Origin of the sequence: Gillisella vitis, from assembly GCF_021559775.1 — a bacterium.
GTDB classification, from domain to species: domain Bacteria; phylum Pseudomonadota; class Alphaproteobacteria; order Rhizobiales; family Rhizobiaceae; genus Allorhizobium; species Allorhizobium ampelinum.
Genome location: NZ_CP056047.1, coordinates 1413293 through 1428111, shown reverse-complemented (window position 1 = coordinate 1428111; position 14819 = coordinate 1413293). Strand labels below are relative to the sequence as shown.

Sequence of the window (14819 nt, the reverse complement as noted above, 5' to 3'; positions counted from 1 at the left end):
AGCTTGACTGTTCAACCTTCGGTAAATCGTGTCCGCTACACCTTGTTATACCAAGCCAAGGACGGATCAGATGAGCATTTCCGGTATTTTGAACACGGCAACGTCAGGCATGCTGGCCCAACAGACACGCCTGAGCAATATTGCCAGCAATATCGCCAATGCCGATACGCCCGGATATCAGCGGCTGAACACAAATCTTTCGGCCAGTGGCTCAGGTGTTGCGCCGACCACAACGCGCTCCACGGACGCGCCTGCGACGCAAGACACCTCCAATGTCGATCCCTTACGTGAGATCACCGACATGATCGGCGCCGAAAACGGGTTTGCCGCCAATGCGAAAGTGTTCGAGACCGGTGCCGACATGTGGGACATGCTGATGAGCGTCAAACGCGACTAAAGCATTTTCCTGACGGAAAACCACTTCACACTTTTCCTGGAAATGCTCCAAGCCCCTCACCCACCCCAATATTGCCGGGCGGCAAGGCCAAGAGAAATCAGGCCGAAGCCGATCAGCAGCACGGCGGAGCCGCGTTGAACCCAGATCGTGAAATGGTCCGGCAATCGGCTTTTCAGCCAGACAACGGCGCCGCACAGCGCAAACCACCAGATCAGCGACCCAAGAAACACCCCTGCAACCAGAAAGAACGGGCTGACTTCGCCGGTATCGGCGAGACCCGCGCCTGCAAATAATGCTGCGAAACCGAAGATCGTCGCAGGATTGGTAATCGTCAGCCCGAAGGTGGACATGGTGGTGCGGATAAAATCGCTGGCCTTGATCTGTGCTGCCGGTCGCGGTGGCCGCGCTGCAAGCATGCGGATACCGATCAGCAAAATCAGCGTGCCGCCGACCAGTTTTAGCGGCAGCGATATTTCAGCCAGTAGATCCTGCATGGCGGCAAAGCCCGCTGCGGCGGCAATGGCGAAGACCATATCGCCAATGGCAGCTCCAAGCCCGGCTGACACCCCATGCCAGAAACCGCGCTCCATGGTGCGGTTGATACAGAGTGTGCCGATTGGCCCAATCGGTGCGGCCACGGCAATGCCGAGCAACACGCCCTTGAGCAGCAGGATAATCAGCATGTTTTTCTCCGTCACAGAGGCCTTATCCGTGACGGATGAAAGCAGAAACAGTCATGTACAGGCAGCGCGGCGAGCCTTGACGAGGCATAACGTCGAGAACCCCATTCGGTTCGCAAATTATGCCGTGCCAGCACTGCAACGGCCCAAAAGCACGGGCAAAGAGCACGGGCCAAAGACGCTGTACTGCATAATTCCTCAAACCGGAACCGATTAAAGGAAAAGCTGGAACTGCAATTCCAGCACGGAACCACACCGCAACGACAACCAAAATTTTGTAGAATTCCCGTCTTGCGAGATGCCAGCCGACCATGCAACGGTTTTGCCTGTTAAAACATGCCTCCCGAAAGGCTGCAGCAGTTTCGGGGAAAAGACATGCGAAAACAAAAACCTATGGCATATCGGGTGAATCCCGAATCATGCAACCCGCTATAGGGAAGAGAATCGGCACAGGTGAGAAAGCAATATGGCAGAGAGACAAAGCGCACCACCAGCGGGCGAAAATAGCGGTGATATGGCGCGCCGCCTGCGCTCCATTTTCAGCGGCTCCATCGGCAATATGGTCGAATATTACGATTTTTACGTCTATTCCGCGTTTTCTCTCTATTTCGCGCCCGCTTTTTTTCCCAATAGCGATCCGACTGCGCAATTGCTCAACAGTGCCGGCATCTTTGCCGTCGGCTTTATCATGCGGCCTGTCGGCGGTTGGTTTTTTGGGGTCTATGCCGATAGCAAAGGGCGTAAATCGGCACTGACGCTTTCGGTCCTTCTGATGTGTTTCGGGTCGCTGCTGATCGCGGTCACGCCGGGCTTTGCGACGATCGGCTATGCCGCCCCCGCCATCCTGATGCTGGCCCGCATGTTGCAGGGCCTCAGCCTTGGCGGAGAATACGGCACCAGCGCCACCTATCTTTCCGAAATGGCGACGAAAGAGCGGCGCGGCTTTTATTCGAGCTTCCAATATGTGACGCTGATCAGCGGACAGCTTTGCGCCATTCTGGTCTTGTTGCTGCTGCAAAAGCTGCTGCTAACGGGTGAGGAGCTGGAGGCCTGGGGCTGGCGCATCCCCTTCGTCATCGGCGGCGCACTGGCGATTATCGCCCTCTTCTTACGCCGCAACATGGCCGAAACCGAACAATTCCAGCGTGCGTCGGAAAAGGTGCGGACCAATCCACTGCGCGAACTGATGAAATATCCACGGCAGGTCTTCACGGTCATTGGCCTGACCCTGGGCGGTACTGTCGCCTTCTACACCTATACGACCTATATGCAGAAATTCCTTGTTAACACCGTGCATCTCAGTAAGGACGATTCGACACTGGTGTCGGCAGGCGCGCTGTTTTTCTACATGTGCCTTCAACCCCTCGTCGGATTGCTGTCCGACAAGATTGGCCGCAGACCGATCTTGATCGCCTTCGGCGTGCTCGGCACGCTTTGCACCGTGCCGCTGCTAACCACGTTGAGCACGGCCTCCAATGCGCTGGAAGCCTTTTTCATCATTATCGCGGCGCTGGTTATCGTATCAGGCTATACTGCCATCAACGCGGTGGTGAAGGCAGAACTATTTCCAACCGGGGTTCGGGCGCTGGGCGTTGGCCTGCCCTATGCACTCACCGTGTCGATCTTCGGTGGCACAGCCGAATATGTCGCATTATGGTTCAAGCAAGCTGGCCATGAAAGCTGGTTCTACTGGTATGTGTCGGGATGTATCGCGGTCTCGCTGATCGTCTATGCCGTGATGCCGGATACACAAAAAACCTCCCATATCGACAGAGAAGCAGTGTGAGCGGCGGGCTTCAAACCTTCAGGAATTGCCTGAAAGGCTATGAAAAACCCCGCCCGGCATAGCCTGGGCGGGGTAACCAGAGGTTGGGGGCCGACGATCCGGCTCCGATAGGGGGGTTCGAAACCCTCACATCAGCCCCACTCACGAACGAGTGGCGAACCGATAAGTTCCACCGCATTCATCTAGGATTTCCTTAATGATCCTGTTTTATTTTAGCAGAGCTTAAAAGCCACGGCTCTTTCGAGATTTTTGGATCGATTATACGATTTGAAATGATCGTAGTGACATGCAACCACGCTTCGCGCACCGGCCGCGATAACCACAATCATGCCTCGTGCGGGAGGAGGCCCATCATGACCAAACCGAGCTTTCGGTTCACCCATTACGACCTAAAGGAATTGCGGGCGGGCACCATTCTGGAAGTGCAGCTGAATGCCATCAACAATGTCCGGCTGATGACCGCCAGTAATTTCCAGCGCTTCAAGGAAGGGCTGGATTACAAATTTGCCGGCGGTGTCGCCAAGAAGGCCCCGGTCAAAATCGTCGTTCCCGAGCAAGCTCATTGGCATCTGATCGTCGATATGGAGGGCCATCATGGCCTGGCGGAATCCTCGGTGAAGATGGTCGCCCCGCCAGTGAAATCCAAAAAGGCGAGCTGACACTGCTATAGCGTCGAACTCAAGCGCGAGCAGCCCTCAGCACCTCATAGGCCGACTGCATATCGACAAAGCGGGCCGCGCGCCGTGCTTCTGCTTCCATATCGCTGCCCCAGTGCTCGTCCGTCCAGTTCTCGTCCAGATGGGCGAGATCCCAGGCGTCGAACAAGGTCAACTGGCCATCGGCTAGCGCCAGCGCCAGAATGGCGGACCCTGTCAGAGTCGTCATCACGTGCAGGCTGGCGAGCGCCACACCATCGCGATAGCGCTGCAATGCCCGATCAAATGCCTCGATTGCGTCCGATGGCTGGGGTTGGTAGATGATGCCGCTGGTCTGAAGAACCCGTGCCCCATGTGTGTCGGCTAGCCAGTCCAAAACTGGATCCCATTTAACACTCTGACGCTCCACCAGTTCCTGAGGCGCATCGGCCCGGTAGCACAGCATGTCATTGCCGCAGAACCGGACAATATCGTCCAGTACCTCTTGAGTATTGACGCTGACGGCATCAAGCGCTGTATTGACCAGCCGGGTGACCGGCATCGTCGCGGGATCGATGAACTCACCTTGCTCCTGCCATTCGCCAGCAACCAACGCAGCCAAAGGCTCGGTCGGCAGCACGAGGGCGTTTCGGGCTGGCGTCTTGACCGTCTTGCCATCCAGAAGCACCGCATGACCGTCCTGCCCCGCTGCAACGGTCACGTCTTTATAAAAGCGCTTCGGCAAGGGCTTTTTCATCTGGATCTGCGCCCGGCGTACCGGATCTGGATCGCTCAATTCAGGCGTCAGGCCCTCGAAAATATCACGCATGATGGGTCACTCCCAAAATATGGGCAAGAAGCTCGTCAGGCCGGTCTACGACGACATGCGCACCGCTGACCTTCAATTGGTCGGTGCTGGCGCTGCCCCAACTGACGCCGATTGCCTTGACGCCAGCGTTTCTGGCCATTTGCATATCGTAGATCGCGTCACCGATCACCACGGTATCTTTCAAATCCATCCCGGTTTCGTCGCAGCACTCCGTCACCATGGCCGGATGCGGTTTGGACGGACAGTCGTCCGCCGTGCGCGACACGGTGAAATAGGACTGAAAACCGTGAGCGTCGAGAACATAGTTCAAGCCGCGCCGGGATTTGCCGGTCACAGCGCCGATCAGGATTTCGTCTTCCGCAGCCAGCCGCTCGATCAAAGCGCGGATACCGTCAAACAGCGGTTCGCTATAGCCGGGTGCCTGGCGCACTTCGGTAAACAGCGATTTGTAATGGTCCCGCATGGCCACGGCTTCGTCATCGACATGCTGCTTGCCGTCGATACGGGCGATGGCGATATCCAGCGTCAGGCCCATGATGCTTTTGGTCGCAGCAAGCGTTGGCTCCGGCTTGCCGAAAGCAAGAAACGTACGGCGCATGCTCTCGTGAATGGTGCCTGCGCTGTCGATCAAGGTACCGTCACAATCGAACAGGACCAGTTTCATGCAAAGTCACCGCCATTTTCCATGTCCAGGCCCAGAAGGTTCCAGGTCTGCACCATATGCGGCGGCAAGGGCGCGGTGATGCGCAGACGTCCGCCATCGGGATGGGGAATATCGATATGGCGGGCATGCAGATGCAGCCGCTTCTGGACGCCGCCGGGGAAATCCCAGTTGGGATCGTCGACATAATATTTCGGATCACCGATGATCGGATGGCCGATATGCAGGGCGTGGAGGCGCAGTTGATGGGTACGGCCCGTATAGGGTTCCATTTCCAGCCAGGCGAGGCTTTGCGCTGCGGTTTCCAGCACACGGTAATAGGAAACGGCGTGATCGGCACCGTCTTCGCCGTGGCGGGCGATGCGCATGCGGTCGCCGTCTTCGGTCTGTTCCTTGACCACCCAGGTGGAGATCTTGTCGTCATGCTTGCGCGGCACGCCCTTGACCAGCGCCCAATAGGTCTTCTTGGTGTCGCGTTCACGAAACGCTGCCGTCAGCTTTTGGGCCGCGCCACGGGTGCGGGCCACCACGAGCACGCCTGACGTATCGCGGTCAAGGCGGTGCACAAGGCGCGGCTTTTCGCCCTTCTTACTGGTCCAGGCTTCGAGCATCTGGTCGATATGGCGGTTGAGGCCGGAGCCGCCCTGCACGGCCAGACCAGCAGGCTTGTTTAGCACGAAGACTTTTTCATCTTCATGCAGCAGCATGCGCGACAGCAATTCGCCGTCGCCAGCGTGCTTCAGATCATGGGAGGCAATCGGCCCGGATTTCGGGGTCTTGGCATCGACATCCATCGGCGGCACACGCACCACCTGGCCGGGCTGCACACGAGCATCGGTTTTCACCCGGCCGCCATCGACACGGACCTGGCCGGAGCGCATCAGCTTTTGCAAGGGGCCGAAACCGAGGCCCGGATAATGGATCTTGAACCAGCGGTCGAGGCGCATGCCCGCCTCGTCTGGACCGACGGTAATATGTTCTATGCCTGCCATAAGGACGTCTTTCGTTCCCTTGGGCGCGCGCGCGCGCCAAACCCTGTCAATTCTATTATGGGCTGGCTTTACCCCATTTCTGCGCCCGTGTGAAACCGCGATTGTGAAAAAACGCCTGAAACAGACAGGCCATCAGAAAAGCCAGCGGCCCACGGCAAGTCCCGCAAACACAGCGCCAACGCCAAAGCCGATACTGGCCGCCACATAAAAGGCTGGCCACAGAAGGTCGCCGCGTTCCGCAAGACTGACCGTATCCAGCATGAAGGCCGAAAAAGTCGTGAAGCCGCCGAGCAGACCGGTGATCAGCAGCATGCGCAGGTCGGCTGACGCATCAAACTTGCGGGCGATCATTTCGGCAAACAATCCGATGCAGAAAGACCCTATGAGATTGACCGAAAACGTACCCCAGGGAAGAAACGGACCGAACAGCCTGATTGTGACGATGCCGACCCAATATCGCAACACCGATCCGACCGCGCCGCCAAGGGCAACATATATCACGTCCTTCATCGTTTTCCGGGCCTCGCTTGTTTCCTGCATCCCTTTGTGCGTCATCCGGCAGGACGGGCAAAGAAAAAATCAACGCAGTTTACAGCTTTCCCGGCATGTTTTTCTCAACACAAACCGCTGGAATCCGGTCGGTCTTTAAAATGCGATTCATTTATTTAAGTCACGATAGAATTTGTCGTGATGAAATGGCAACAGCTAAACAGATCATGTGAGTGCCATGGTTCAAGTTCTTTCGGTTTCGGCCACCACGGCCGGCTATATTTCGGATACGTTGAAGCCGGTGCAAAAGCCAGGCCGCTCAACCTATGTCGAACAGATCAACCGGCAGATCAGCGTCAAAAAGGCAATCGCCAAGACGCAAGGCATCAACCGAACGGCCATCGAAACCCTGCGGGATAGCTCGGCCATCGGCTTGCACTTCATGAAGGCGGGTGAAAACAAGCAACCCCGCGCCAGCCTGGAAGAAACCAAACAGGCCTATCAGGAATCCGAGGATGCCGGCCTCAAAGCGTAATCAAGCCTGAAAGCGTCATACAGAGCCCAGCATTCCGATTGTCGTAAACCATTACCGGAACAACATCACACAGTCCGCGTTTGTCATCGACGCTGCATGCTGCTGCGCGACTGCGCATAAGTTTCGCAGGATGCAGCGTATAGACCTGGCGCATGATGCCCTCAACCGATCTGGTTGAAGGGATGATGCTGCATAAAGGAGGTTCGCGATGCATAAGGACGCTAAAGCCCGTAACGCTGTCGAACATACGGAAAAACCTATTCCTGCCGGAACGAAGTCTGGCAACACCGGACAAGCGGCTGATAATCTTCCAGCCGGGCCGCATTCCAAGGAACATTTGATCGACCGGGAGAAAACGCCCGGCAGTGGAACCCTGCCAGGGGAACAAGATGGGCCAAATGTCGATGCCGGAACCGGTTGATGCAAGGTTCCGATAAAGCAAGCCGACTGGTCTCAAATGATGACTGAAGACGGACGATTATCGAAATGAACTGGCGCCGCGTCCATTGGCGCGGCGTTTTACCTGCCGCGTATCGTCACCACGGGCATCGCCAGTTCGAGCGTACCAGCCTTCTCGAAGGTTAATGTTACCGGTATAGTCTGGTTCGCCTTGAAGGGCATCTGCACACCCATGAACATGAGATGGTAACCGCCCGGTTCCATTTTCAATGTGGCGCCTGGGGCAATGGCAAAACCATCTGGTATTTTTCGCATTTTCATGATCGTGCCTTGCATGACCATTTCATGCAATTCCACCCGCATCGCACGCGGCGATGAGATTGCAATCAGCTTATCTTCCACGGAGCCGGTATTGTTGATCGTTACGAAACCACCGCCGACGGGCTGGCCCGGGATCATCGCTTTCAAATAGCCATCGCTGATCTTAAGCGATCCAAGTGTCGCGGTAATCGCCTGCGCGGGCGCGGCCATATCGCCCTTTGCCGTCATGGCGGCATGATCCATTTCTTCTGACGCAGCCCCGCTGGCGGCAAGCATGATGACAATGGCTGAAGCTAAAAATGTCTTGGTCATTATTGTCTTCCTCTCTCCCAAGTCTGCCGGCGGGAATCTCCGTTGCGCCGAAAGCACTTATCTGGAACCTGAGCGAATTGGCGAGGGAAAGCAAGAGATCTCCGCGCCCGGTGCCCTTTCCGCAGGCTGTATAATAATATTGCTTTATCACGGTCATTGGACGTGCATTTGCCCTGGATCAAACAGCGCTGCGCTGCGACAAAAATTTGGCTGAGAACGACCGGTAGCACTTGCCAAGAGCCCCCCACTCCGGATAATTGCGCCATCACCTTGTAGGGAGAATCCGGTTAAGTCCGGTGCCGAAGGAGCAACCGCCCCGGAAACTCTCAGGCAAACGGACCACAAGGCGTAAACTGCACTCTGGAGAGAGGCTTGGTTGCAAAACCAAGCCGCGCCGAAGGGATAACAATCTCAGGCAAACGGACAGAGGGGGCTCATGAACCGGCACAACCGTGCCTGAATTTGAGCCTATGCGCGTAGCGCATGACAGTGGAGACGCCTCTTGGACGACCATCTCGCCCTCAAACGCACCCCCCTTTATGATCTTCACCTGTCGCTTGGTGCCCGTATGGTGCCATTTGCCGGCTATGACATGCCGGTGCAATATCCCGCTGGCGTGTTGAAAGAGCATCTGCACACCCGCGCCAACGCCGGGCTGTTTGATGTGTCACACATGGGGCAAGTGCTGCTCAAGCCAAAATCCGGCAAGGTGGAAGATGCAGCCCTTGCGCTGGAAACGCTGGTTCCGGTCGATATTCTGGCCCTCAAAGAAGGGCGTCAGCGCTATGGCTTTTTTACCAATCTCGATAGCGGCATTCTCGATGACCTGATGATCACCAATCGCGGCGATCATTTGTTTGTGGTGGTCAATGCGGCCTGCAAGGATGCGGACATTGCCCATATGCGGGCGCATCTTGCCGATAGCTGCACTATTGAGGTTCTGGAAGACCGCGCCCTTCTGGCGCTGCAAGGCCCGCGTGCCGAGGCGGTGTTGGGAGAGCTTTGGGCTGGTGTCTCCGGCATGAAGTTTATGGATGTGCGCGAAATTCCGCTTTTGGATACGCTCTGCATCGTCTCGCGCTCTGGCTATTCCGGTGAGGATGGCTTTGAAATCTCTGTGCCAGCGGATAAGGCAGAAGCGCTTGCCAAAGTGCTGCTGGATCACCCGGATTGTCAGCCAATTGGCCTTGGCGCCCGCGATTCCCTGCGGCTGGAAGCTGGCCTTTGCCTCTATGGCAACGACATTGACACCACCACCAGCCCGGTGGAAGGCGCGATTGAATGGGGCATTCAAAAAGCCCGCCGCGCTGGCGGTGATCGCGAAGGTGGATTTCCCGGCGCTTCACGCATTCTGGCAGAGTTGTCAAACGGCCCTGCCCGCCGCCGCGTTGGCCTGAAGCCCGAAGGCAAAGCGCCTGTGCGCGGCCATTCCAAACTGTTTGCGGATGCAGAAGGCAAGGTTGAGGTTGGCGAAGTCACCTCTGGCGGCTTTGGCCCCACGGTCGAAGGCCCCGTTGCCATGGGCTATGTGCTTGCCGATCACGCCAATGTTGGCACCCAGCTTTTCGCAGAGGTACGCGGCAAATATCTGCCTGTTGCCGTTACCACCCTGCCCTTCATTACTCCCACCTACAAACGCTAGATCTCTGGAGAGACCCATGTTGAAATTCACCTCTGAACATGAATGGCTGCAAATTGAAGGCGATATCGCCATTGTTGGCATTACCGCCCACGCCGCTGAACAGCTTGGCGATCTGGTGTTTGTAGAGCTGCCAGAAGTTGGAGCCACATTTGCAAAAGACGGTCAGGCCGCAACGGTTGAAAGCGTCAAGGCAGCTTCCGACGTTTATTGTCCGCTGGATGGCGAAGTGACCGAGATCAATCAGGCGATTGTCGATGATCCATCGCTGGTTAATTCCGATCCGCGTGGCGCTGGCTGGTTCTTCAAGCTCAAGCTCGCCAATCCTGCTGATGCCGAAACCCTCCTGAACGAAGCCGCTTACAACGAGCTGATCGCATGACCACACCCACAGAATTTCAGTTTACCGATTACCAGCCCTACGATTTTGCCAATCGCCGCCACATCGGCCCCTCTCCGGCTGAAATGGACGAAATGCTGAAGACCGTGGGCTATGACAGCCTTGACGGGCTGATTGCAGCAACCGTTCCCGCCTCCATTCGCCAATCCGCGCCGCTGGTGTGGGGCAAAGCGATGAGCGAGCGCGAAGCGTTGGACAAGCTGCGCGAAACCGCCAACAAAAACAAGGCTTTGACCTCGCTGATCGGTCAGGGCTATTACGGCACCATCACGCCGCCCGTGATCCAGCGCAATATTCTGGAAAACCCGGCCTGGTACACAGCCTACACGCCTTACCAGCCGGAAATCTCCCAAGGGCGCTTAGAAGCGCTGCTCAACTTCCAAACCATGATCTGCGATCTGACCGGGCTGGACGTTGCCAACGCCTCGCTGCTGGATGAGGCAACCGCCGCTGCCGAAGCCATGGCCATGGCGGAGCGCGTGGCAAAATCCAAGGCCAAGGCCTTCTTTGTCGATGCCAATTGCCATCCCCAGACCATTGCCGTGATCCAGACCCGCGCCGAGCCTTTGGGCTGGGGGGTCGTGGTTGGCAATCCCTTCACCGATCTCAACCCCGGCGAAGTGTTTGGCGCGCTGTTTCAATATCCCGGCACGCACGGCCATGTCAGCGACTTCACCCCGCTGATCAACGCCCTGCACAATGCGCAAGCCATTGCCGCTGTGGCCGCTGATCCGCTGGCGCTGCTGCTGCTGAAATCCCCCGGTGAAATGGGTGCCGATATTGCCATTGGCTCCAGCCAGCGCTTTGGCGTTCCAGTGGGTTATGGCGGTCCGCACGCCGCCTATATGGCGGTGAAGGATGCCATCAAGCGTTCCATGCCGGGCCGTCTGGTGGGTGTATCGGTGGATTCACGCGGCAACCGCGCCTATCGCCTGTCGCTCCAAACCCGCGAACAGCATATTCGTCGCGAAAAGGCCACCTCCAACATCTGCACAGCCCAAGTGCTGCTGGCGGTCATGGCCTCGATGTATGCGGTGTTCCATGGTCCGCAGGGCTTAAAGGCCATTGCCCAGCAGGTGCATCAAAAGACCGTGCTGCTGGCCAAGGGCTTGGAAAAGCTGGGCTTTACCATTGAGCCAGAAACTTTCTTTGACACCATCACGCTGGAAGTCGGCCATATGCAGGGCCTTATCCTGCGGGCGGCTGTGGCTGAAGGCGTCAACTTGCGCAAAGTCGGCACCACAAAAATCGGCATCTCGCTGGATGAGCGCACCCGCCCTGCCACGCTGGAAGCCGTTTGGCGTGCCTTTGGCGGCAATTTCGCGGTGGGTGATTTCACCCCGGATTATCGCCTGCCCACCAGCCTGCTGCGCACCAGCCAATACCTGACCCACCCGATCTTCCATATGAACCGCGCGGAAAGCGAAATGACCCGCTACATCCGCCGTCTATCGGATCGGGATCTGGCGCTGGACCGGGCGATGATTCCGCTTGGCTCCTGCACCATGAAGCTGAATGCCACAGCCGAAATGCTGCCAATCACCTGGCCGGAATTTTCCGACATTCACCCCTTTGCCCCAGCCGATCAGGCCTTGGGCTATCAGGAAATGATCGACGATCTCTCGGAAAAGCTCTGCGCCGTTACGGGTTATGATGCGATTTCGATGCAGCCAAACTCTGGCGCGCAGGGCGAATATGCGGGTCTTTTGACCATCCGCAACTATCACCTTGCCAAGGGCGATACGCACCGCACCGTCTGCCTCATTCCAACATCGGCCCATGGCACCAACCCGGCATCTGCCCAGATGGCTGGCATGTTGGTGGTGCCAGTCAAGGCGCTGGACAATGGCGACGTCGATCTGGCTGATTTCCGCGCCAAAGCAGAACAGCATTCGGCAAACCTGTCTTGCTGCATGATCACCTACCCCTCCACCCACGGCGTGTTTGAAGAAACCGTGCGGGAAATCTGCGAGATCACCCATGCCCATGGCGGGCAGGTCTATCTCGACGGTGCCAATATGAACGCCATGGTCGGCATTTCCCGCCCCGGTGATATTGGCTCGGACGTTTCCCACCTCAACCTGCACAAAACCTTCTGCATTCCGCACGGCGGCGGTGGTCCGGGCATGGGTCCAATTGGCGTCAAAGCCCATCTCACCCCCTACCTGCCTGGCCATGTGGAAACCGATGGTCGCCCCGGTGCTGTGTCAGCCGCCCCTTACGGCTCCCCTTCCATCCTTCCCATCAGCTGGTCCTACTGCCTGATGATGGGTGGCGAGGGCCTCACACAAGCCACCAAGGTTGCCATTCTGAATGCCAACTACATCGCCGCCCGCCTGACCGGGGCCTATGATGTGCTCTACACCTCGGCTTCTGGCCGTGTTGCGCATGAGTGCATCATCGACACCCGCCCGCTGGCCGACAGCGCTGGCGTAACAGTCGATGACGTTGCCAAACGCCTGATCGATTGCGGCTTCCACGCCCCCACCATGAGCTGGCCGGTGGCTGGCACGCTGATGATTGAGCCAACAGAATCGGAAACCAAAGCCGAGCTGGACCGCTTCTGCACAGCCATGCTGGCCATCCGCGAAGAAGCCCGCGCCATTGAAGATGGCCGGATGGACAAGACCAACAACCCACTGAAAAACGCACCCCACACGGTGGAAGATCTGGTTGGCGAATGGGATCGTCCCTACAGCCGCGATCAGGCCTGCTACCCACCGGGCGCGTTCCGCGTGGACAAATACTGGTCTTCCGTCAACCGCGTGGACAATGTCTACGGCGACCGCAATCTGGTCTGCACCTGCCCCCCGATGAGCGCGTATGCGGAGGCTGCCGAGTAAGCAGTAGATCAAGTATCGAAGTCTGTCTTTATTGTCCTAAGAATAGGCCTCCCTGAATGGGGAGGCCTAGAATGAGTATTTCGCCTGTCAAAGTATCTGAATCAAGCCAACATGAAATCATTGGCTGAAAGACTATGTAGCGCAACATTTTGCAGGCGTATGGAATTCGTTTCATCGAACTTCAACCAAGTCGTTCCATCCAATTCCTCGGCAATTGCAATTACGTCAGAAAAATCGTCGAACGAGGTGATATCAGAAATATCAATACGATCCTCATTGACAGTGAAGTCTTCAATCCAGTCTGCGCCTTGAGCCGAAGAACTGAAAACGAAGATATCTGCGCCCGCGCCGCCGATCAGATAATCATCACCCGCTCCTCCGGCGAGGATATCATCACCTTCGGAGCCATTCAAAGTGTTAGCATCTTCTCCAGCAGTGATGGTATCGTTTCCACTTCCTCCAGTGATATTTTCAATGCTGAAAATTTTGTCATCGTAGGTATAATAACTTTGATTTCCTCCCGACTGAGAGAATTCACCGTCACCACTCACTTTCCAAAATTTTTCCCCGCTTGAGGAAACAACTCCGGTAAAGGTAATGGTCAAGTCTTGCGTTTCGCCGCTATAATCAACGGTATCCTGACCGCCACCGCCATATACAACATCGTCACCAACGCTGTACAAGCCTAAGCGAAACATATCGTTCAAAGTGCCGCCATAAGCGAGATCCCATCCATTGCTGAGAGTGAAATCAGCTCCAGCAAAACTCTCTGCTGACCTACTTTCTGTAGCGCTACCGCCCGCGGTTCCACTGTCGTTATCACCACTACTGGGTGAGTCACTGGCGACAAAAACCCAGTCTTCGGTAGAAGAAGGGTCATAAGTTATGAAATTTGTAACGCCGTATTGAGCAAAGGACGTCTTATAATCATCCTCAACAGTAACAACGAGAACAGCTCCAATATCATTAAATACAAAATTATGGAAACCAATATGTGAAATCAGAGTATTGATTAAATCTCCATCAGTATAAAGAGATGAAAATTCACGATCAACTAAATCATCATCAATATCATTGGTTGCTTGCTCAAGCTCCGTTGCCGTGATGTTCGTGACGTAGGTTTCCGAACCATCTTCCGTAGAGCTTTGCGCGTAAACGGTAAAATTCTTGTCTGACCCATCAATGAGGTCAAGGGTCTTTATCGCTTCAGCACTCTCTCTCGACACCCAATTCCTGTTAAGCTCATCTGCAAACCAAGTAGGGTAAACAGCGATTGAGCCAGAAACCAGAAAAACGTCATCCCATTCAGGATGGTAGATCTTTACATAATTCCCATCCTGAAGATCGTCCGCCTTGAAGCCCTCCTCCACTGCCCCACCAACTAATATGTCTCCAGCGATGTCGTCACGTCCTTGCCCACCAGCCAGAACGTCATCCCAGATACCGCCACGAATGATATCGGCTGCGTCAGTTCCGCTAACCTGAAAAGCGATCTCCTGGTAAGCAACGTGGGCACCATCATTCGCATTCAAGCCCGGAAATCCATTGGTGACATTTGAGGGCGTTATGCTGTCGATATAAGAAAAAACGTTGATACCCACAGCATTTAGCATTGTGTTTACGTAGGTATTACTATTATCATCAGCCGTATAATCTATGATACAATCATCAATCGACGCCGATATTTGCTTTAAAAGCTCCCAAACGTCGTTGGCATTTCGCCCGCTTAGATCGAGTTCAGAGATTTTGTAATTCTCAGGCTCACCATACCCCGGAGTATTTTCAATATGAAGTTGACTCCCGTCACCATAGACAATCCAATTGGCGCCAGCTTGAACCTCCAATTCAAACAACTCGCCATTCTCGTCTTCCCCAACAATTTGTAAATGCCCCCAGCCAGA

The 14819-nt window shown here is 55.8% G+C and carries 15 protein-coding genes and 1 riboswitch; of the genes, 8 read left to right on the top strand and 7 right to left on the bottom strand.

Going from position 1 to position 14819, the window contains the following annotated elements; translation table 11 throughout:
• The first annotated feature begins 70 nt into the window (after nt 1-70).
• Nucleotides 71-397 (top strand): flagellar basal body rod protein FlgC, encoded by a 327-nt coding sequence (locus AVCG78_RS06730; RefSeq protein WP_071206287.1) that lies wholly within the window; start codon nt 71-73, stop codon nt 395-397.
• Nucleotides 398-453: 56 nt separating this feature from the next.
• On the opposite strand, the gene AVCG78_RS06725 is transcribed toward AVCG78_RS06730, so the two are convergent.
• Complete coding sequence (locus AVCG78_RS06725) at nt 454-1080, bottom strand: LysE family translocator (protein WP_015916042.1); 627 nt, start codon at nt 1078-1080, stop codon at nt 454-456.
• A gap of 463 nt (nt 1081-1543) precedes the next feature.
• Between AVCG78_RS06725 and AVCG78_RS06720 the strand changes: the two genes are divergently transcribed.
• Nucleotides 1544-2863, top strand: a complete 1320-nt coding sequence (locus AVCG78_RS06720) for an MFS transporter (protein ID WP_015916041.1) — start codon at nt 1544-1546, stop codon at nt 2861-2863.
• Nucleotides 2864-3216: 353 nt separating this feature from the next.
• Complete coding sequence (locus AVCG78_RS06715; RefSeq protein WP_015916040.1) at nt 3217-3522, top strand: DUF1883 domain-containing protein; 306 nt, start codon at nt 3217-3219, stop codon at nt 3520-3522.
• 19 nt (nt 3523-3541) lie between these two features.
• Here AVCG78_RS06715 and AVCG78_RS06710 read toward each other — a convergent pair whose 3' ends face one another.
• The 4 genes from AVCG78_RS06710 to crcB all read right to left on the bottom strand — a co-directional run bounded on the left by AVCG78_RS06710 (nt 3542) and on the right by crcB (nt 6490).
• On the bottom strand, nt 3542-4327 hold the full coding sequence (locus AVCG78_RS06710) for an ATP12 family chaperone protein (protein WP_071206290.1): 786 nt from the start codon (nt 4325-4327) through the stop codon (nt 3542-3544).
• A complete protein-coding gene (locus tag AVCG78_RS06705) occupies nt 4320-4991 on the bottom strand; it encodes an HAD-IA family hydrolase (protein ID WP_071206292.1) in 672 nt (223 codons plus the stop codon). The genes AVCG78_RS06710 and AVCG78_RS06705 overlap by 8 nt, the downstream gene beginning before the upstream one ends.
• On the bottom strand, nt 4988-5980 hold the full coding sequence (locus AVCG78_RS06700; protein WP_060716998.1) for an RluA family pseudouridine synthase: 993 nt from the start codon (nt 5978-5980) through the stop codon (nt 4988-4990). The genes AVCG78_RS06705 and AVCG78_RS06700 overlap by 4 nt, the downstream gene beginning before the upstream one ends.
• Before the next feature lie 132 nt (nt 5981-6112).
• Nucleotides 6113-6490 (bottom strand): fluoride efflux transporter CrcB, encoded by a 378-nt coding sequence (crcB, locus tag AVCG78_RS06695; protein ID WP_015916036.1) that lies wholly within the window; start codon nt 6488-6490, stop codon nt 6113-6115.
• Nucleotides 6491-6707: 217 nt separating this feature from the next.
• Between crcB and AVCG78_RS06690 the strand changes: the two genes are divergently transcribed.
• Together AVCG78_RS06690 and AVCG78_RS06685 are read left to right on the top strand one after the other, a co-directional pair.
• Nucleotides 6708-7004, top strand: a complete 297-nt coding sequence (locus AVCG78_RS06690; protein WP_041696588.1) for a hypothetical protein — start codon at nt 6708-6710, stop codon at nt 7002-7004.
• Between the two features lie 208 nt (nt 7005-7212).
• Nucleotides 7213-7425, top strand: coding sequence for a hypothetical protein (locus AVCG78_RS06685; RefSeq protein WP_041696586.1), 213 nt, complete (start codon nt 7213-7215; stop codon nt 7423-7425).
• A 98-nt stretch (nt 7426-7523) separates the two neighbouring features.
• Here AVCG78_RS06685 and AVCG78_RS06680 read toward each other — a convergent pair whose 3' ends face one another.
• Entirely contained in the window at nt 7524-8036 is a 513-nt protein-coding gene (locus tag AVCG78_RS06680; RefSeq protein WP_071206296.1) for a copper chaperone PCu(A)C, read from the bottom strand.
• Between the two features lie 264 nt (nt 8037-8300).
• Nucleotides 8301-8387: riboswitch (glycine riboswitch) on the top strand.
• A gap of 151 nt (nt 8388-8538) precedes the next feature.
• Between AVCG78_RS06680 and gcvT the strand changes: the two genes are divergently transcribed.
• Genes gcvT through gcvP form a run of 3 tightly spaced genes read left to right on the top strand, consistent with a single transcriptional unit; the run spans nt 8539 to nt 12918 of the window.
• Nucleotides 8539-9678: a glycine cleavage system aminomethyltransferase GcvT gene (gene gcvT, locus AVCG78_RS06675; protein WP_071206298.1), complete on the top strand. Its 1140-nt coding sequence runs from the start codon at nt 8539-8541 to the stop codon at nt 9676-9678.
• A 16-nt stretch (nt 9679-9694) separates the two neighbouring features.
• Nucleotides 9695-10057 (top strand): glycine cleavage system protein GcvH, encoded by a 363-nt coding sequence (gcvH, locus tag AVCG78_RS06670; RefSeq protein ID WP_071206300.1) that lies wholly within the window; start codon nt 9695-9697, stop codon nt 10055-10057.
• Nucleotides 10054-12918 (top strand): aminomethyl-transferring glycine dehydrogenase, encoded by a 2865-nt coding sequence (gcvP, locus tag AVCG78_RS06665; RefSeq protein WP_071206302.1) that lies wholly within the window; start codon nt 10054-10056, stop codon nt 12916-12918. Before gcvH ends, gcvP begins: the two co-directional genes overlap by 4 nt.
• A 101-nt stretch (nt 12919-13019) precedes the next feature.
• Here the strand turns inward: gcvP and AVCG78_RS06660 are convergent, their stop codons facing one another.
• Entirely contained in the window at nt 13020-14771 is a 1752-nt protein-coding gene (locus AVCG78_RS06660) for a M10 family metallopeptidase C-terminal domain-containing protein (RefSeq protein WP_071206304.1), read from the bottom strand.
• Nucleotides 14772-14819: the final 48 nt, after the last annotated feature.